This window comes from Nostoc sp. (assembly GCF_036919675.1).
Classification (GTDB): domain Bacteria; phylum Cyanobacteriota; class Cyanobacteriia; order Cyanobacteriales; family Nostocaceae; genus Nostoc.
Genome location: NZ_JBALCP010000022.1, coordinates 142,769 through 161,270 on the forward strand (window position 1 = coordinate 142,769; position 18,502 = coordinate 161,270).

General features: G+C 40.0%; 22 protein-coding genes and 2 pseudogenes. 4 read left to right on the plus strand and 20 right to left on the minus strand.

Features of this window, described 5'->3' with window-relative positions; all coding sequences use genetic code 11:
* Window positions 1-98 precede the first annotated feature (98 nt).
* Window positions 99-572, plus strand: coding sequence for a hydrogenase maturation protease (locus V7K49_RS02710; RefSeq protein ID WP_335204416.1), 474 nt, complete (start codon window positions 99-101; stop codon window positions 570-572).
* 47 nt (window positions 573-619) lie between these two features.
* Here V7K49_RS02710 and V7K49_RS02715 read toward each other — a convergent pair whose 3' ends face one another.
* From V7K49_RS02715 to V7K49_RS02725, 3 genes are read right to left on the minus strand one after another with little or no spacing between them, the layout of a single operon-like run.
* Complete coding sequence (locus tag V7K49_RS02715) at window positions 620-994, minus strand: hypothetical protein (RefSeq protein WP_335204417.1); 375 nt, start codon at window positions 992-994, stop codon at window positions 620-622.
* Between the two features lie 18 nt (window positions 995-1,012).
* A complete protein-coding gene (locus V7K49_RS02720; protein WP_335204418.1) occupies window positions 1,013-2,299 on the minus strand; it encodes a nitroreductase family protein in 1,287 nt (428 codons plus the stop codon).
* Entirely contained in the window at window positions 2,286-2,750 is a 465-nt protein-coding gene (locus V7K49_RS02725) for an ankyrin repeat domain-containing protein (RefSeq protein WP_334872505.1), read from the minus strand. Before V7K49_RS02725 ends, V7K49_RS02720 begins: the two co-directional genes overlap by 14 nt.
* Before the next feature lie 653 nt (window positions 2,751-3,403).
* Here V7K49_RS02725 and V7K49_RS02730 point away from each other — a divergent pair.
* Complete coding sequence (locus V7K49_RS02730; RefSeq protein ID WP_335072560.1) at window positions 3,404-3,613, plus strand: TOBE domain-containing protein; 210 nt, start codon at window positions 3,404-3,406, stop codon at window positions 3,611-3,613.
* 240 nt (window positions 3,614-3,853) lie between these two features.
* Here the strand turns inward: V7K49_RS02730 and V7K49_RS02735 are convergent, their stop codons facing one another.
* The 13 genes and pseudogenes from V7K49_RS02735 to V7K49_RS02795 all read right to left on the minus strand — a co-directional run.
* Window positions 3,854-3,964 carry a FeoA domain-containing protein gene (locus V7K49_RS02735; protein WP_335204419.1) on the minus strand — a complete coding sequence of 37 codons (111 nt, stop codon included), beginning with the start codon at window positions 3,962-3,964 and terminating at the stop codon, window positions 3,854-3,856.
* 111 nt (window positions 3,965-4,075) lie between these two features.
* On the minus strand, window positions 4,076-4,375 hold the full coding sequence (locus V7K49_RS02740; RefSeq protein WP_273768381.1) for a 2Fe-2S iron-sulfur cluster-binding protein: 300 nt from the start codon (window positions 4,373-4,375) through the stop codon (window positions 4,076-4,078).
* A 419-nt stretch (window positions 4,376-4,794) separates the two neighbouring features.
* Window positions 4,795-5,169 (minus strand): iron-sulfur cluster assembly accessory protein, encoded by a 375-nt coding sequence (locus V7K49_RS02745; protein WP_335204420.1) that lies wholly within the window; start codon window positions 5,167-5,169, stop codon window positions 4,795-4,797.
* Window positions 5,170-5,223: 54 nt separating this feature from the next.
* Window positions 5,224-6,027 carry a HesA/MoeB/ThiF family protein gene (locus V7K49_RS02750; protein ID WP_335072566.1) on the minus strand — a complete coding sequence of 268 codons (804 nt, stop codon included), beginning with the start codon at window positions 6,025-6,027 and terminating at the stop codon, window positions 5,224-5,226.
* A gap of 10 nt (window positions 6,028-6,037) precedes the next feature.
* Window positions 6,038-6,355, minus strand: a complete 318-nt coding sequence (gene nifW, locus V7K49_RS02755; RefSeq protein WP_335204421.1) for a nitrogenase-stabilizing/protective protein NifW — start codon at window positions 6,353-6,355, stop codon at window positions 6,038-6,040.
* Window positions 6,352-6,567: a CCE_0567 family metalloprotein gene (locus V7K49_RS02760; protein WP_335204436.1), complete on the minus strand. Its 216-nt coding sequence runs from the start codon at window positions 6,565-6,567 to the stop codon at window positions 6,352-6,354. Before V7K49_RS02760 ends, nifW begins: the two co-directional genes overlap by 4 nt.
* 235 nt (window positions 6,568-6,802) lie before the next feature.
* Window positions 6,803-7,279, minus strand: a complete 477-nt coding sequence (locus tag V7K49_RS02765; RefSeq protein ID WP_298918593.1) for a NifX-associated nitrogen fixation protein — start codon at window positions 7,277-7,279, stop codon at window positions 6,803-6,805.
* Window positions 7,276-7,689, minus strand: coding sequence for a nitrogen fixation protein NifX (gene nifX, locus V7K49_RS02770; RefSeq protein WP_298918596.1), 414 nt, complete (start codon window positions 7,687-7,689; stop codon window positions 7,276-7,278). Before nifX ends, V7K49_RS02765 begins: the two co-directional genes overlap by 4 nt.
* Window positions 7,690-7,838: 149 nt before the next feature.
* Window positions 7,839-9,167 carry a nitrogenase iron-molybdenum cofactor biosynthesis protein NifN gene (gene nifN / locus V7K49_RS02775; RefSeq protein ID WP_335204422.1) on the minus strand — a complete coding sequence of 443 codons (1,329 nt, stop codon included), beginning with the start codon at window positions 9,165-9,167 and terminating at the stop codon, window positions 7,839-7,841.
* 160 nt (window positions 9,168-9,327) lie between these two features.
* Entirely contained in the window at window positions 9,328-10,707 is a 1,380-nt protein-coding gene (gene nifE, locus V7K49_RS02780) for a nitrogenase iron-molybdenum cofactor biosynthesis protein NifE (RefSeq protein WP_298918602.1), read from the minus strand.
* Between the two features lie 73 nt (window positions 10,708-10,780).
* Complete coding sequence (locus tag V7K49_RS02785; protein ID WP_334872517.1) at window positions 10,781-11,122, minus strand: Mo-dependent nitrogenase C-terminal domain-containing protein; 342 nt, start codon at window positions 11,120-11,122, stop codon at window positions 10,781-10,783.
* A gap of 150 nt (window positions 11,123-11,272) precedes the next feature.
* Window positions 11,273-12,808, minus strand: a complete 1,536-nt coding sequence (gene nifK, locus V7K49_RS02790; protein WP_335072580.1) for a nitrogenase molybdenum-iron protein subunit beta — start codon at window positions 12,806-12,808, stop codon at window positions 11,273-11,275.
* 227 nt (window positions 12,809-13,035) lie between these two features.
* Window positions 13,036-13,233 (minus strand): annotated as a pseudogene (locus V7K49_RS02795) (hypothetical protein); the annotation flags it as partial.
* Window positions 13,234-13,507: 274 nt separating this feature from the next.
* Here V7K49_RS02795 and V7K49_RS02800 point away from each other — a divergent pair.
* Window positions 13,508-14,851: pseudogene (locus tag V7K49_RS02800) on the plus strand (site-specific integrase); the annotation flags it as partial.
* Window positions 14,852-14,990: 139 nt separating this feature from the next.
* On the plus strand, window positions 14,991-16,031 hold the full coding sequence (locus V7K49_RS02805; protein WP_335204423.1) for a DNA cytosine methyltransferase: 1,041 nt from the start codon (window positions 14,991-14,993) through the stop codon (window positions 16,029-16,031).
* Here V7K49_RS02805 and V7K49_RS02810 read toward each other — a convergent pair.
* The 4 genes from V7K49_RS02810 to V7K49_RS02825 form a co-directional block, all read right to left on the minus strand.
* Entirely contained in the window at window positions 16,028-16,681 is a 654-nt protein-coding gene (locus V7K49_RS02810; protein WP_442948630.1) for an MAE_28990/MAE_18760 family HEPN-like nuclease, read from the minus strand. The genes V7K49_RS02805 and V7K49_RS02810 overlap by 4 nt on opposite strands.
* Before the next feature lie 44 nt (window positions 16,682-16,725).
* The gene (locus tag V7K49_RS02815; RefSeq protein ID WP_335204425.1) at window positions 16,726-17,817 is read right to left on the minus strand and encodes a DUF262 domain-containing protein; all 1,092 of its coding nucleotides are present in this window, start codon (window positions 17,815-17,817) and stop codon (window positions 16,726-16,728) included.
* A 209-nt stretch (window positions 17,818-18,026) separates the two neighbouring features.
* A complete protein-coding gene (locus tag V7K49_RS02820; protein ID WP_335204426.1) occupies window positions 18,027-18,224 on the minus strand; it encodes a hypothetical protein in 198 nt (65 codons plus the stop codon).
* Window positions 18,169-18,294 carry a hypothetical protein gene (locus V7K49_RS02825; RefSeq protein WP_335204427.1) on the minus strand — a complete coding sequence of 42 codons (126 nt, stop codon included), beginning with the start codon at window positions 18,292-18,294 and terminating at the stop codon, window positions 18,169-18,171. The genes V7K49_RS02820 and V7K49_RS02825 overlap by 56 nt, the downstream gene beginning before the upstream one ends.
* Window positions 18,295-18,502: the final 208 nt, after the last annotated feature.

Below are 18,502 nucleotides of genomic sequence, written 5' to 3' on the forward strand. Positions count from 1 at the left end.
TTAGAACTGGCAAGAAATGTCTACCTATTTATTCAACCACTCTTAGTGGAATGGCACTAAGAAAAGCCCAAAAGCTTGTGTAGCCTTAATCTCATTCTATGCTAACTATTATTGGTTGCGGAAATCTCAATCGCAGTGACGACGCAGTAGGCGTAATCATTGCCCAACGCTTACAAAAATATCTCGCTGAAACCCCTCATCCTAATGTGCGAGTATATGACTGTGGCACCGCAGGAATGGAAGTAATGTTTCAAGCTAGAGGTAGTAAACAATTAGTAATTATTGATGCAAGTTCAACTGGTTCTGAACCAGGTGCTGTGTTTAAAGTTCCAGGAAAAGAACTGGAAGCTTTGCCAGAACCTAGTTATAACTTGCACGATTTTCGTTGGGATAATGCTTTAGCTGCCGGACGGAAAATATTTCAGAATGACTTTCCCGAAGATGTGACAGTTTATTTAATTGAAGCAGCAAATCTTGCTTTGGGACTGGAGTTAAGTCCTGTTGTCAAACATTCTGCTGATTTGGTTTTTGAAGAGGTAGCTGCACTTATCAAACAGAATATCAACTTTTAGTTAACAATCCCAAATCTAAAATCCAAAATCCAAAATCTAAAATTAAATCACGCCCAATCCCGATAAACAGAAAGTTCATCTACCCTCATTTCAAAAGGTACGCCTTGAATCTCTGGCGGACAAACACGGATTTTAGCACTGCTGACAACTCCGTAGAGTAATGTCCCCATTGGCACTATTTTTTGCAAAATACGCCAATTAGTAACTTGATCGGGACATTCAATTACCAATGTCAGAGCATTCTCATGGGTTGTGACATACCACCGACAATTAGATAGAAGATTTTGAATCGTGCGATCGCAAGCCTCATAAAAGTATCTACTAATAGAATCCTCTAGTTGCTGTCGCAGGATAATATCTGCCGATGTCGGTTGCATAGGATGTGAGTCATCACCATTACAGTAATACATCTTTCTAGGCATCTCTCTTTAGCTTCCTACTTATATTCCAACTACCATTCCATAAAGTACATCTTTATTTGTTTCTAATAATTCCTGGGTTTCCTGATCATAATAAGCACCTATTCCACTACACTGAATTACCAAATAATTACTAGTTAAATAAAGTCTCTGTCCTATAAAACCAGCTATTTGCATAGCAGTTTGATAATTTAAATAATCTGACACAAAAAATAAAGTTACAGCGCCATCTTTAGCAATAGCTTGATTAATGCATAAGTAACCTGTCTTTTCACTAAAATTACCCGTCTTAACCAGATACGTACCTTTATATAACCCAGATATCATTCCCTCTACTCGATGCACCACTGAGTAAATTTCTATTTCCTCATAATTTTCTGTCGGTATTAACTGCTCAAGTTGCTGTACTATATATAAATAATCTTCTTGAGAAATAGACTCTTTCCGGAAACGTCTAATAGAACGTCTATTCCAAACTGTTTGATAAAATTTATCCTTGTCAAAGTCAAATTGAGGATACTCTAATTTCTGCTGACGACTCTTTTGTAGAGTAGTTGCTTGGTAGGTATCTTCAATAAATTGATTGGATTCAAAATAATCAGTACCGCAGACAAAAGGGACTTTCAGCCTTAAGCGTCTAATTTTCTTGTCTTGTAGTTCTCCTGACACCGCACAAGCAGTGATAAACTCCTTATTTTCAAATCCCAAATCTGAATTGAGAGTGAGTTTGTCAAAGTCAAAAATTAGTTGTATATCTCGGTTGTGGAGAAAAGCTGAAGCCGCGATCGCACCTAAATGGTGTCCGCTATCTAATAAGCAATATCTCATGCTCCTGTTTTGATATTTCCAGCTAGACCTATAATAAACACAACTAATTAAAAAGATGAATCCGTTGATACTTTTACCCGGTATAATAGAACTCTCTAACCCATCATCAATTAATTCATAGATGAGTGTTAGATAATTATTCTCAACTTCTAGATGATATATACCATCTACTATTCCCTCAATACCGCGAACCTGTACGTAAACTTCTGTGGGATACAAAGCGCCTGCTGATGGATTCACTCGCAGTTTAGAAGAGCCATCTTTATACACTTTTTCCAGGGTTATCGCACTGGTTAACGAGATAAAAGCATGAACAGGATTATTGAGATTTAATTTCACTCTCCGATAAAATTTGGGATAAACTTTAAATGAAGATGGCTGTGTTGAGGCATCTACATAATTTGGATCAATTTGTACTGATAAGTAAGAATGCTTGGTAGCTTCATGATAACCTTTGCTAGATATCTTACTTTGTGGCATCTTTAAGTATCCTTAAAACTTCTACATTGCTGGCAAAATCGATAGCTTTATAGTCGTCTAAGTTTTTCAAATCTAAGTTAGGATGATGCGGTAAAAGTAACTTGACGACTTCTGTCTTTCCAGATGACGCTGCATACATTAAAACAGTCGCACCGTTATCATTTTGGTTATCAATGTTAATGTTGACAGCCAGCAGTAAATTAATTAAATCGTAGTGGTTTCCAAAACAAGCAAACCACAAAGCATTGTTGCGATCGCTATTTCGAGCATTAATATCCACACCTGCATCAATCAGTTCTTTGACGACTGTATCAACTCCCTCTCTTGTAGCTTTCATCAAAGCTGTATCGCCATTCTCACCTGGCTGATTTAAATCCCCAGGATTATAGCCTTTTGCTATTAGCCATTGGGTTGTAGCTTCACTCAAATCTTGCCTGCTAACTTGACTCATAATTGTTCTTTAAATGTCAGAAATTTAAGTAATCCCCTAGTATAAAATTGCTTGGAAAACTTAATGGTGGGCAATACCCACCATTATTTTAAAATGCTATACGAGTAGCTGAAGTCTAGTAGTTTACCAAAGCAACTTTGTCAGGTATTCAAAAGTTGGGTAAAATGAAAAAAATATTTCACCACTCCCTACTCCTCAGCCTCACCCAGCAATTTTGGATTGGTCGAGTACTAAGTTGATTAGCAACAATTTAGCTTAGTTATATATTATCACTATGATAATTTTAAATTATGAATCATTTATAAAGATACCCAGATATATCTAACAAAAATATTAAAATACAATTTAAATGCAGTATTTTTTACAATTTTATTTCATCATCTAGAGTAATAGCAGATATAACTTTTGCGTAAATAGTTACTAGTCCGCTATAGCGTCAGTGTGCCTAGCTTTAATAATGGGATTTTGCCCATTGTCTTATCTTGCTCAAATTTGATGTAATGTTTCCATTGAATCTTGTGTCTAATAAAACAGAGATGTAACGCTGAGATTTCCTTTATATCCCTGACAGTTATTAAGAAATATCAAAAGTTTTCCTCTTTTCAAAAAAAAATGTTAGTTTGTTTAAGTACGAAGTAAAACACAGACAGAAAATGGAAATTAGCGCTCGTAACTCTATCCAAGGTACTGTAAAAAAAGTTGTGCCTGGTACAGTTAATACTGAGATAACTTTAGAAGTGGCACCAGGTGTTGAGTTAGTGTCAATAATTACAAAATCATCAGCTGAAAAGCTGGGACTTGTAGAAGGTAAGCAGGCTTTTGCCGTGATTAAATCATCAGATGTGATAGTCGCTGTTGAATAAAAAATAGGCAAGTTGCCTTTTCTTGCAAGCGGTATCTCTAATACGAAATTGCATTCATATCTAGAAATTGAGTGACCTCACTCGTGGAATTAATTAGGAAAGGAGTGAGGTCAAGAGGATATTCTATAGATGTTAATTAATTAAATTATCAATAATACGGACATAAATAGTACGAATACTTTCTATATCTCTTGCTAAAGATGTGTTTTCTACTTTAATAATTAATCAGAAAAAATTTTATTATAAAGTGATAGTAACTCCTGGTATTACCCCCATTGATATAAGTTTTTTCAAGATTGTTTCATCCTGAATTTTACAGAAGGTAACGATTCCTAGCTCTCGCGTTATCAATGATTTTAATAATTATAAATTAGGAATTGTGAAGGGAAGAAGGAAGTATATTTTCATCCTTCATCCTTCATCTTTTATTTGGTCGTCGAAAGTAGCAACCAAAGTAATAGTTTAGACGAGATAAGGTTCTTGATGTGTCTTAATTGTGCAATTAGAACGAGGATAAGTGACACAAAGTAGAGCGAATCCTTTAGAAATCTGCTCGTCATCTAGGAAGTTTTGATCTTCTTGATCAATTTCACCTTCAACGACCTTGCCAACACAACTAGAGCAAGAACCTGCTTGACAAGAAGCTGGCAAGTCAATATCATTGTCGTGCGCTGCGTCCAAGATGGTGGTCTCTTCGTCAACTTCAATTGTGGTGTCGAGGTTTTCTTTTTTGCTGATTAATCTAACTTGGTAGGAAGCCATTTTCCGATTCTCCTCAAATGTTATACAGTTGGTCTAATTTACGAAGTTTTTGAGCAACCTATCCTACTTTTTGCTTCCCTTCTTCTTACGGAGAAGCTACGCCTTAGTTGGCTTCTCTATAGGGGTAAGTAAGGGATGCAAGGCGAATTAGAAGCTACCTCAAGGCAAGGCAACGCATCTATGGGAAGCCTCTACAATTGACTTTGCCAATTTTAGATTTTAAATTTTAGATAATAGAAGAAAGAATTGAAGAATTAAAAATTATTTCGGTTCATGCCCCGACATTGTGTAGGCGGAACAAATTCTTTTATCCAAAATTTAAAATCCTCAAGCCCCAACTCTTCTGGAGTGGTTTCTTTCAATCCAAAATCGGCAATCCAAAATCCAAAATTGCTTGACTTGGCGCTAACGGAATGATGTTAGCTGCAAGGTACACCAGTAGGCTTACTGTCACCTGCTTTGAGGGACTTTCCACAACCACCGCATTTATCAGTTGCATTGGGGTTGGTGAACTTAAAACCGCTTTCCACTACTCCCTCAACGAAGTCAACCACAATTCCTTCTAATAACGACGCACTTTTGGCATCAACGTAAACCATCACTTTGCCTTGCTGGCTTACCAAATCATCTGGTTGGGGCTTGCTAGTGATATCCATTGCATATTCATGGCCACTGCAACCACCATCTTTTACAGAGATGCGGATACCTTTAGTTGCGTTATTAGCGTTGGGTGCGGAACCTTGGAGCAATCCCCGCAGATGTAATTCTGCTTTTTCTGATAAGATAACGCCCATTAGGTCTCCTGATTTATAGCGATTAGTTGTTCTGATTTCAGGTGGGGACGGAAATCAACTATTTTGTGCAATACTCGTGGGTTCCATCGAATTGGATTGCGCGTGTCTCCAAGGTGCACTATTACCGCATACTGGACAAGAGCGATCGCGGTGAGAACGGCGTTTAGCAAATTCCATCCGATTCAGATCGATTGTCAGCAATTGTGACAATAGAGGCTGACTAAACCCGGTGATCAGCTTGATCGCCTCCAGCGCCGCTAGACAAGCCAGTGTCCCAGAAACAGCGCCTATAACTGAAAAGCCGCGCCGATCCCAATCAGGCTTTTCTGGAAACAGACAGGATAAACAAGGAGTTACACCAGGAATAATCGTCGTCAGGTAAGCCTCCATCCCGTCCATCGCGGCTTCTACCATTGGCTTACGCCAGCGCACGCAGGCTTCATTCAACAAATTGCGCTCTGTAAAGTTGTGGGCGCAATCAAGAGCCATATCAGCGGACTCCACTAATGAATCTACATTTTCCGGGGTGATGTAATCATGAACAGTTTCCACTTGCACATCAGGATTAATTGCGTCCAGAGTTTCTTTAGCTTTGAATACCCTTGGTTTACCTACCCAATCATCCGTCATCAGAACCTGACGATTCATATCATCCAGCCGCAAGTCACCACCCCGGACTAGGATTAGCCGCCCAACGCCCGCTACTGCTAAGTAAAGCGCCGCTGTACCGCCTAATCCCCCCACACCTGTAACCAGAACCGTCGCTGACTTCAAGCGCTTCTGTGCTGTTTCGCCAAAATTCGGAAGCATCATTTGGCGACGATAGCGTTCTAATTCGGTAGGCGTCAGGTTAACCAATTTATACCTCCTAATCAGAAGTGATTTCTGTCAGTGTGACTACATTTTTGGGCTTGTCGTTAAACACTTTGAACAGCTTTTGTTCATGGGGTGTTGATTCAATAAATACCTGATAAGCTTTTTGCAAAGCCAAAGAATATTGATTTAGTCTCTCTTCTTGACTCAAGTCAAGAGACTGATCATCAATTTCCTTTATATATTGAGAAAACTTTTTCAGAATATGTAGACGATTTACATTTACAACTTCTGAGTCGTAAGACATATTAAAGAATTGAAAAAATTCTTCTGCATCTACGAGCTTATTGAATTCATCAATTGTTCCAGTCATTTAGCATTCTCCAATTGTTTCAGATGTTGCTTAAGCTCATCTAACTTGCGATAGATTTCATAAGTTGCGGCTGCAACATCCATAAGGTGTTTGTAATCTGTTGGCAGACCTTCAGCTAAATCATGTAGATCCATTTTCATTTGACCTGCTTTGCTGTTGAGCCGTCTGATTTGTCCTTGTAGCTCCTCAATACTGGTTTCTTCTGCTTGCACAATCAGCCACTCCACATTTGATTTTGGATTTTAGATTTTAAATTTTGGATTGGATAATATTGTTTTAATCAAATAGTGATGAGACTAGTACAACACGGCGTAAATCTAGCTACCATCTCAATTAACCCGACAAGGAGATTAAGCTCTTTGTTTGTTAAAGGTAGGCAAACTTCCGTCACAGTGTACTAGTGATTAAAACTTGAATCCAAAATCCAAAATCCAAAATCTAAAATTGTTACAGGTTGCCAACTTCCGGAAAGCGTTTCGCCAAATCAATGCCTTTTTTGACGTAGTTTTCTCCCTCTTCTGCTAATTTATCGAGCGAGTCAAAGCCAAAGCGTTGAGCATCTCGCAAGGTTTTCACAGTTAGTAAAAGACGACCAGAAAATACTAATGCCCAGCCAAATCCTTCATGGCTCAAATCAACTACAACCTGGGAGATCAAACCTGTTTCCTGTTCAATCCCAGCAGCTACAGCTCGAAAAAAAGCCATAATTCGTGCTTGAGTTATCGGATCAACTTCACCCTCAATGGAGATTTCCCGTTTCTTTTGTTTGGTAACAATAAAGGGTTTGAGAATCAACTCATCCGACCAACTACGATAAACTCCATAATTGTCTTGACCCCGAATTTGTTTGATTAATACCTTAAGGAAAGGTGAGTTCAAGACTTCAGTTGTAGCAGTTCCGTTAACACTATTATTTGTCGTCATACCGTTGCTTCATTTTCAACTTCATCGGCAAAGTTTTTGGTTTTTGGCTGTAAAGCTTTACGTAACCAAGGTGGGGGATTACCTTTGAGGGTTTTCACTAGCTTAGTTAGGACTTCACTAACTTCTTCTTCTTCCGATCGCGCCTTCACGGGAGTGACACCTTTCTTGATTAAACGAGCAGCCGCGCTCCCGCCAATTGCTAAAACATAAATAATTGTGCAATCACCTAATGCTTCAATTTTTGGGGCGAGTTTACTCTCATTATTCTCTTCTTTAATTTCATAATTAAATTTGATAGTTTCTAGAAAGTGATATCCCTCATCTGAAATTTCATAAACATCAATTTCTTCTGACCCTCCAAAGTGAGTATTAATGTGAACTCGGTCACTTGTCGTAAAGGCAATTTTCATCGTGGTTTGTCCTTTGTCAATTCTTAGTTGTCAGTTGCTAATGACTAGTGACTACTGACGAATGATTATTGTACAGATGCGATTAATCGCGTCTATTGTACAGACGCAATTAATCTAGTACAGACGCAATTAATCTAGTACAGATGCGATTAATCTAGTACAGATGCGATTAATCGCGTCTCTACTAATGACTCTTCTTGTTCTAAAAACAAGTTGCCTATGCCAAACAAAAGTTCCATCGTGCCTCGATAGCCAACTTTGGTAAACTGGCCATTACCTAAACGGTCATAAATTGGCAGTCCGAGACGATAAAGAGGAACCGAAAGCCGTTTAGCGATCGCACTTACATTCGAGTTACCAATCAGCAAATCAGAACCGTCTGCTAGACTCTCAAAGTCTTCCAAATCACCGATGGTGATGCTTTTAACTGAGAGTTTTTCTAGTAAGTGCGATCGCGTGGTAGTCACCGCAGCGTGAATCTGCGCTCCCATCGATTGCAGGAAATGCACTGTTGACCACAGCAAATCTGGTTCTAGCGCTAGGGAAACTCGTTTTGCACCGAAGTAAAAGTGAGTGTCCAACATTGCATCTTGCAACTGACGGCGTTGGCGGCGGTATTTTTCGGGTACGCTGTTACCACTCAGAATCGCTAATGCTTGGATAAACTCATCTACCGGTTCTAATCCAGTCAGTTCGCCAAACACCTCATAAGGTGTGCCAAAGCGTTCTTCTAGAATCTTTGCAGCATCCCGCATACTTTCACCCAATGCCAGGGTAAAAGCAGAACTACCTACTTCTCGTAGCTGTTTTAAGGTAGTCCCACTGACTGTAACTGCACTATAACCATCCTCTAAGTGTCCATCTAAGGAAGCGCCAAGGTCAGGTACAAAGATAGGCACTAGTCCAAAGGCTGTGAGTATCTCTTTGATTTCTTGTACATCCCCTGGTGTGAAGGCAGAACCCGCCAAAACCGTGACTTGTTCAGTTCTGAGTTCACCTGGTTGAGGAATTTCCTTAACTATGCTTTCCACAGCAACAGCAAAGCCATCTTGCAACGCCCCTTTAAAATCTGGGGTAGGTGCAAAAACGATCGCTAAATCATTCAATTCTGGGTGGCGACCGCGGATTGCTTTAACAAAGCCCTCAATGTCATCACCTCTGGTTTCGGTCAATCCCGTGGTGCATAAACCAATAATTTCCGGGTTAGCCTTTTCTACCAAAGTGAGAATTGCTTCTTCCACATTCTCTTCGCCACCCAAGATAGTAGTGACTTCCGTCATCGCTGTTGTAGCTAGGGGAATCGCTTCCCGGAAATGCCGCACCAGGACAACTTTGGCGAAAGCAGTACAACCTTGAGAACCGTGGAATAAAGGCATCGTCCCTTTCAATCCCAAAAAGGCTAAGGTTGCACCCAAAGCTTGACTTTGTTTGAGGGGATTAACTGTCAGTGATTTGTTAGAAACAGTGACGATCGCCATTACAATACCTCCTCATTCCACAGGGCGGACTTTCTCGTTCCCTGGCTCTGCCAGGGAATGCTGACAGTGAGGCTTTGCCTCATCTGCTTTAAAACGAAGGGCAGCAGCCCTCCCGGAATGCGTTCCCAGGCGGAACCTGGGAACGAGGGTATAAGAGCCATTAAACTGCCTCTTCTTCCCAAGGAGCGGGTTTACGTATTTGCTCCCAAATGGGGCTATACAGAGCTTCGTACAGTTCCCGCGCCATCTCAATCATCCCCACATAACCTGCATAAGGATGGTGACGTTCTTGGTTGATATCAAGGAAAGGAATTCGAGCTTTCAAAGCGGTGTATTGGTTACGACCACCAGCAATCAGCATATCTGCACGAGTGTCTTTAACCACTTGTAGCAATTCCTGAGCGTTACCCTTCTCCAACATGATGCCATCATTGCCGAGCAACTTCTTGATTTTGGCTTTATCTTCCTCAGTACTTTTTCTAGTACTGGTAGCAACAACTTCAATACCTAAATCTTTAGCAGCGGATATAATCGACCAACTCTTCACACCACCTGTATATAAAATAACCCGTTTACCTTTGAGTCGAGCGCGATAGGGAGCCAATGCCAAATCTAAAGCAGCCGTTTCTTCTGCAATCAGCTTTTCTGTGCGCTCCTGTAAATCAGCGTCGCCTAATTTAGCAGCGATATTTCGCAGACAACGATTCATATCATCGATGCCGTAGAAAGACTCTTCAATGTAGGGGATGTTGTAACGCTCCTCCATCTTTCTTGCCATGTTGAGCAACGCTCGTGAGCAGATCATGACGTTGAGCTTGGCACGGTGGGCGTAGCGAATTTCATTGTAGCGAGCATCGCCCGTAATTTTAGATAAAATACGGATGCCTAATTTTTCTAGCAGTGGTGTTACTCCCCACATTTCCCCGGCGATATTGTATTCACCGATTAAGTTAATATCATAGGGCGTTGTCTGTTCCGGTTCTGCTGTGCCGACAACATATTCCAATAAAGATTCACCACCAAAACGGTTGCCGAGATTTTTACTGCCAATGAATCCTGGGGCAATGACGGGAATAACAGGAGTACCGATTTTTTCAGCTGCCGCTTTGCAGACAGCATCAATATCATCACCAATTAGGGCAGTAACACAGGTAGCGTAGACGAATACTGCTGCTGGTTGGTAGCGCTCTTTGAGTTCCAGAATCGCTTTGTAAAGCTTCTTTTCGCCACCGAAGATGACATCATTTTCACCCAAGTCAGTGGTAAAGCCCATTTTGTAGAGTTGAGGGCCAGAAGAAAGACTACCACGACTGCCCCAGGAATTACCAGCACAGGCTATAGGACCGTGGACTAAATGAGCAGCATCTGCGATCGGCACTAGGGCAATCATTGCACCATCAAAGGCGCAGCCCCCTTGAGCTGCGCCAGGTTGTGCCTGTTGGGCGCAAGACTTGTTTTTCTTTTCGGATTGTTTGTGCTGATTATGCTCGCATCCTGTCTCAGTCAGCAGCTCGTTGATTTTGCCTTGGGTGATTTTCATCTCTCTTTTCGTGTTCGATGGAAGTTTTCTTTGCCATTTGTCATTTGAATAACTAATGACCAATGACTAATAATTAGCAAATGTATTTTTTGACATCCTCTCCACATACATCGGCAAGGTAAGATAAAGCACGGAAACGCAATCCTACAAATTCGTCATATAAAGGATTGAGTTTACATAGTGGTGGGATATCAATAGACCGCCCAAATAATTTAATTTGTCGCTCAAAGGGACAGCAACAAGGAATTGTTTGGCAAATTAGATGAGCGAGGCGATTATTTTTAACCTGAATTTCATCCACCACACGACGCAAGGGATTAAGAAGATTGTTGAACTTCCCTGGTTTTTTATAGTTAGGTGGATGGTAATTCGGATGAGTGTGAGTGTGTTCGTGAGTGTGATTGATGGTTTCCATTTATAGATACCTTGGGTAAATGCTAGAAATAAAAAGGCGGAAATAATTCATAATTACGAATTACGTTAGCGAGTCCGCGAGCGTCATTACGAATTACGAATTACGAATTATTTCCGCCCTTAATTAACACGTTGTGTTTCTACACAATTTCTAACGAATTAAGTCGTAGGAAATATCTGTCTTAGAAGGAGTGTTGGTGTTGCGATCGATTTCTTCAAACAGGGTATTTACAGTCCAGTTGAGGAGGTTGATTATACCTTGGTAACCAATGGTGGCGTAACGGTGTAAGTGGTGACGATCCATGATCGGGTAGCCGATTCTCACGAGGGGAATCTTGGTATCGCGCCACAGGTACTTACCGTAGGTGTTACCAACAAGGAAGTCTACGGGTTCGGTGAACATTAGAGAACGCATGTGCCACAAGTCTTTACCTGGCCAAAGAGTTGCATTCCTACCGAAGGGGCTAGAAGCAAGCAGTTCTTTCATTTCTGCTTCAAATACATCGTTGCTGTTGTGAACCAAGATATGCACAGGTTCAGCACCCATTTCTAGCATAAAGCCAACTACGCAGTATACTAAATCTGGTTCACCGAAGATAGCGAAGCGCTTGCCGTGAATCCATGAGTGGGAGTCAGTCATGGCATCAACTGCCCGACCGCGTTCATTTTCCAATTCTTCGGGAATGGGTAAACCACTAAGTTCGCTGATTTTCATCAATAACTCATCAGTACCCTTAATACCCCAAGGACGGCAAACTGCGGTTGGTTGCTTCCACTCTTTTTGAATGTACTCGCGGGTTTTGAGAGTGGAGTGTGATTGCAGAGCAATTGTAGCTATAGCATTAATTGAATCTGCTGCATCTTCTAGCTTTGTTGCAGTTGGATACATATCGAACTCACCTGTGTTTGGTGAATCCAGGTAGTCGCTGTTGTCAGCTAGAAGGGTGTAGTCTAAACCGAACAAGGAAGCAATCCGCTTGATTTCCCGGTTGTTGCCTACATAGGTGTCAAAACCTGGGATGAAGTTGATTTTACCATTGCTGGTTTCTTTCTTATGACCTGCTGTCAGGTTAGAAAGAATTCCCTTCATCATGTTGTCGTAACCAGTGATGTGGGAACCGACAAAGCTAGGGGTGTGAGCGTAGGGTACTGGGAAATCTTGAGGAACTGAACCAGCTTCCTTAGCGTTGTTGATGAAAGACTGCAAGTCATCACCAATTACTTCTGCCATACAGGTGGTGCAGACAGCAATCATCTTGGGCTTGTAGAGTTGGTAAGAGTTCGCCAACCCGTCAATCATGTTTTGCAGACCACCAAACACGGCTGCATCTTCAGTCATTGAAGAAGATACACCAGAGAATGGTTCTTTGTAGTGACGGGTTAAGTGGCTGCGGAAGTAAGAAACGCAACCTTGAGAACCTTGAACAAAAGGTAGAGTGCCTTCAAAACCAACAGCAGCAAAGATTGCTCCTAATGGTTGGCAAGCTTTAGCAGGGTTAACGGTTAAAGCTTCACGAGCGAAGTTCTTTTCACGATAATCCCAACTTTTCGTCCATTCTGCAACCCGTTCTACTTCTTCGGCTTCGTGACCATTTTCAAACTGCTTTTTGTTTTGAAATAGCTGTTTGTACTCTGGTTGGTGGAATAACTCTACGTGGTCTTGAATTTTTTCTGGATTCTGAGGCATTTTTGGATCTCCAAGCTTACTGAATTCTTTACTTATTGAGGAATGAGGATTTGAGGCGGGAGAGACGCGATTAATCGCGTCTCTACTAGGAAGTGGGAATATGATTCAAAATTCAAAATGCAAAAACCAAAATTAATTTTCATTTTTAATTTTGAATTTTGGATTCCCAACTCCCCACTGGGGTTTTAGCCCCAGGTTATCCCTACTTATCTCTCTGTCCCATTTCCCTAAACGGCAGCTGTAGCCTTAGCTGTAGCTGTAGCCTGAGCTTCAGCCTTCTTAGCCTGAGCTTCAGCCTTCTTAGCCTGAGCTTTTTCATTCCAAGGAGCGCCAATTAATCCCCAGGTTGGGCTGTTGAGTGCCAAGTCCATGTCGCGTGCGAAGATGGCGAAGCCGTCATAACCGTGATAAGGACCGGAGTAATCCTTTTTGCGCTTCAATAGCTCTAAATAGCCTAATGTTTGCAGTAAGCAATGTCTATGCTAAACATTGTTCGCTGATAACACATTTATTTTTAGGCTAAATATAGGCTAAAAACACAGCGATGCATAATCAGGTTCAGGACTCATATTATGTCCGGTAAATTACATGTGATATGTCATTGCGAGTGAAACGTTCGCAATGACAATTGTTCAACCGGACATGATATCCCGCATCATCTAAATGTTGTCCTGAGCCAGGGCGATTTCTAATCGCCCGTTTTTTTGCTCATCTCTGCAAGCACAGCAGCAAAAAGAACACATGAGAACTAAAGTACTACTGGAATTAGAGAAAGTTAATCTGCGTTTGAAGTCTGCAAAGGCAAAAGTGACAATTAGAGAATCAAATGGAAGTTTGCAGTTACGGGCGACGTTACCAATTAAACCAGGAGACAAAGATAGCAGCGGTACTGGGAAAAAGCAATACAATCTCAGCTTGAATATTCCTGCTAACTTAGATGGACTCAAGACAGCTGAGGAAGAAGCTTATGAATTAGGGAAGTTAATCGCTCGTAAAACTTTTGAATGGAATGATAAATATTTAGGAAATGAGGCAATTATAAAAGATTTTAAAACCATAGGAGAATTACTCGAACAATTTGAAGAAGAGTATTTTAAAACTCATCAACGGACTACCAAAAGCGAGCATACTTTTTTTTATTACTTTTCTCGAACTAAACGATTCACTAATGCTAAAGATTTAGCAACTGCTGAAAATCTGATAAATTCAATTGAGGAAATCGATAAAGAATGGGCTAAATATAACGCAGCTAGAGCGATATCTGCATTTTGCTTGACATTCAAAATTGAAATTGATTTATCTAAATATTCCAAAATGCCTGAGAATAATTCCCGGAATATCCCTACAGATACGAAAGTATATGAAGGGATTATTAAGTTTGAAGATTACCTGAATAGCAGAGGTAATCAAGTTAATCAAAATGTTCAAGATAGCTGGCAGCTTTGGCGCTGGACTTATGGAATGTTAGCAGTTTTTGGTTTACGTCCACGGGAACTTTTTATTAATCCTGATATTGATTGGTGGTTAAGCCAAGAAAATACAGATTTGACATGGAAAGTTCATAAGGATTGTAAGACAGGGGAAAGAGAAGCATTACCATTATATAGGCAATGGATTTCGGACTTTGATTTGATAAATCCTAAATATTTAGAGATGTTGGGGAGTGCGATCGCTAAAAAAGATAACACTAATCATGCGGAGATAACCGCATTAACACAGCGAGTTAGTTGGTGGTTTCGCAAGATAGGATTGGATTTTAAACCATACGATTTACGCCATGCTTGGGCAATTCGGGCGCATATTTTGGGGATACCAATCAAAGCAGCGGCGGATAATTTGGGGCATAGTGTGCAGGTTCACACGCAAACTTATCAGCGTTGGTTCTCGCTGGATATGCGGAAATTAGCGATTAATCAGGCTTTGAGTAAGAGGAATGAAGTTGAGTTGATTAGGGAGGAGAACGCTAAGTTGAGGATGGAGAATGATAAATTGAAACTTGATATTGAGAAAATGAAAATGGAGATGGTTTACAAGCATAGTTGAATTTGCTCATAAGTCAGCTAAAATAGGATTGTAGGGCTGTACTTAAAAGTAAATCTGCTAACTCGCTATCTTGTAGTCCATATGCAAATACGCTAGACTAGCTCGTTGGTTAGTATATACCAACAATAAGAGGAAGTGAATGGCTGACAGTATCTCTACAGTTGATCTGTTTTGTGGTGTAGGGGGACTGACTTATGGATTTGAGCAAGCAGGTCTTCCAGTTAGAGCTGGATATGATATTGATCCAGCGTGTCAATTTCCATATGAACACAACACCAAAGCAGAATTCATACTAGAAGATGTGGAGCGTGTTAACGGCTCTGATTTGGCAAAATACTTTCCTGCCAGTAGTGTTAAGGTCTTAGTTGGTTGTGCCCCTTGTCAACCTTTTTCAAGCTACTCAAGACGTTACACGGATAAAGAATCGAAATGGAAGCTTGTGCAAGATTTTGCTCGTCTTGTGCAGGAGTGCGAGCCTGAAATTGTTTCGATGGAAAACGTACTTCAACTAAAATACCATTCAGTTTTTTATGAATTTATTCAGCAGTTAGAGGATTTAAGCTATTCATTTGAAACTTACGAAGTTAATTGTTCAGATTATGGAATTCCTCAAACTCGAAAACGTTTAGTTCTTCTTGCTTCAAAGTTCGGTAAAATTGACTTGATTAAACCCATCCATAATACCGAAAAATACAGAACAGTACGTAAAACGATCGGACATCTTGAACCTCTTTTGGCAGGTCAAGCATCTAAAACTGATAGACTTCATCAATGCAGTAAATTATCTACTCTAAATCTTCAACGTATCCGTGCTTCCAAACCTGGTGGAACTTGGCGTGATTGGTCTAAAGACTTAATAGCTAAATGTCACTTGAAAACCAGTGGTAAAAATTATTCAGGAGTATACGGTAGGATGGAATGGGATCAGCCTAGCCCAACCATGACCACACAGTGCTTTGGTTTTGGTAATGGACGCTTTGGACATCCTGAACAAGATCGGGCTATATCTCTTAGAGAAGCAGCATTATTACAAACTTTTCCAGCAGATTATGAATTTGTAGCTACTGATGAACCTGTTGTGTTTGCTCATGTAGGAAGATTAATTGGAAACGCTGTTCCTGTCAAACTAGGTCAAGTTATTGCTCAAAGCATTCTGGAACATATCAATCAAGTTATTTAAAGAGTACCAACATAAGAAGAATCCAAATATTCTTTCGCATTCAAATACTTTTCAATATTTTCCAATATCTGTCCAATATATTCTATTACCTCTTCCTTAAATTTTAGAATATCTCCGATACTTGTATCTTTACCAACTTCAGAGAATGATTTGTTTCCATGAGCTAGATCGTTACGGTTCCGCATGATACTGTATAAGTTTTCACCATGCCTTGTTTTAGAATAATCAGTATCACAAGAAAAACCATATTTCCTAGCTGTCTTTGTAATTTCATCTCGATCAATATTTCCTGAGAATAACTCTTTACTTTTAAATCCAGCAGTAATAATATCAAGAGAAATATCTGTTATCCTAGCATGTATATCTTCAGGAGAACGATTCTTGAAGTTTTGAAGTACAACTTTTTTTATTTCAATTCTGACAGAATTAAAGGAAACTTTTTTACCTTTTAGCTCATCAAAAATAGCTTCAATCGCATTTCTCATACTTGATTCCATAAGATTATATAATAGTAGAAAGCCGTTAGCTTTTAGGGTTTTAGCCAACTCAGGATCAATAGCCTTAATATTTTGTTCACCACCATCATTTAATACAGCCAACTTAGTTGTCTCGTTAATTAGTCCCTCTAAAAATAAAAAATATTCATTAATTTATTGGACACGAGTATTGAAATCTAACAAAACTGTTTGCATAGCTAATTTAGAAGTTGATCACGCACGTACTCAATACGTCGAATTACTTTAGGTTTAGAGTTGCTTGCATCAGAAGTTGTATATTCTTTGAACTCTTTTGAGTCAAGCCAATCTATTGAGCTTGGTTCCAAATCGTTTTTCTCTCGCAGCGCAAGTGCGACACCTACAGAGATAGCTTCAAAGCGAATTCTAGGTGTTCTGACATGACCTTTTGCTTTAGCAAACCCATTAGGAAAATATTTATCAACAAAATCCAGCATTGTATGAAATGTATGACGAAAAACATCTTTGTCAATTTTGGAATTATTATGCGTTTCTAGATACTCATTTAAAAATACATTGACGTACCTATCAAAGTTTTTGTAATTATCTAAGTATGCAAAGAAGCGTAGGACAAATTCTTCTGGCTCTCGGCTGCGACGTGATGCTTCAGATAGAGGGCACAATTTTACAAACTTTGGTTCCTTTGCAAGTTCTTCTAGTAGCTTGACAAATGGGCCAGGAGATATACCTCTCCGTTTCTCCATATCATTCAATGCAATACTACCTGTGTTAATACGCTCGAACAAATCTCTACGCACCTCCTCATCAGCTTTGTCAGTAAGTACAATCATGCGAATAGTAGCCCGATTAAATCGTCTCTGCCGTGCAAGCGATAAGTCGCTAAATTTAAAGTCATTGAGGTTTTCTAGTTTCTTTAATCCGCATAATCTTAATTCATTTTTAAGAAACCTATCCAAAGTTCGGATGCGTTGAGTTCCATCAACAATTTCTAGCCGAGCTAAATCTTCTTCTTCTTCTGGTCGGAGATCGGCAACAAAAATATATGGAATTGGTAATCCCAGAAAAATGGATTCGATAAACTTTGATTGATGATCATCGGGCCAAATCATGTCCCGCTGATAGTCTGGTATATATAGTTCATTAATGTCTTCATCTAGCCCCTCTCTATATTTCTGAACAAGGACTTCTACTGGGTACTCTTTTGTATCGTAGTCAACTATTTTCTGCTTTTCACGGATTTCTTCTTCTGCTGCTTCTCTATGCTCATCAGTAATCTCTGGCTCTGGTGGTGTGTTTGAGGCTTTCGGCATTTTAATCTCCATCTCTGACAAAATATATGCATTAGAAGTATAGAATCATGAAACCTCAATTAGGACATCTACAATTTTAACCGTTTACTGATAAATTGAGTCTGATCGCATCCCTAATGTAGTGTGCGTTGTCACAAATCGCAATGCACCTTTATCATATCAGCAGGCGATCGCACCCCTCCCAAAGCATACATCGTCACAAAGCTGATTTACTCAAAAACAACGCCGCGATAAATTTCCGCCATCGATAATGCGATCGCAACTAAATCCAAAGAAATAGATACTTCTAAGCCGCTAAAATCACTGAGCAAGCAACCTTCTGCTTGTTTACTGTAGCGTTCCACAAAAGGTTCATCTTCGATATTCGCTGTGTCCTTCAGCTTTTTCTGCGATCGCACGATATTCATCCAAGCTGTAGCGGCGCGAGATGGTAGAAATCATAGGTCGTAGGCGATCGCATTGGCCATAAGACAACAATATTATTTTGTCACAGATTTGATTGTGAGGTGATATCGTGCTGCAATGATTGATTTGGTGCATTGCGCTGCGCGACAACTGACCCTACAAGCTGGTTTTGAACTTCTAAATCAAGTTTTGAACTTCTAAATCGAGTTTTGAACTTCTAAATCGAGTTTTGAACTTCTAAATCGAGTTTTGAACTTCTAAATCGAGTTTTGAACTTCTA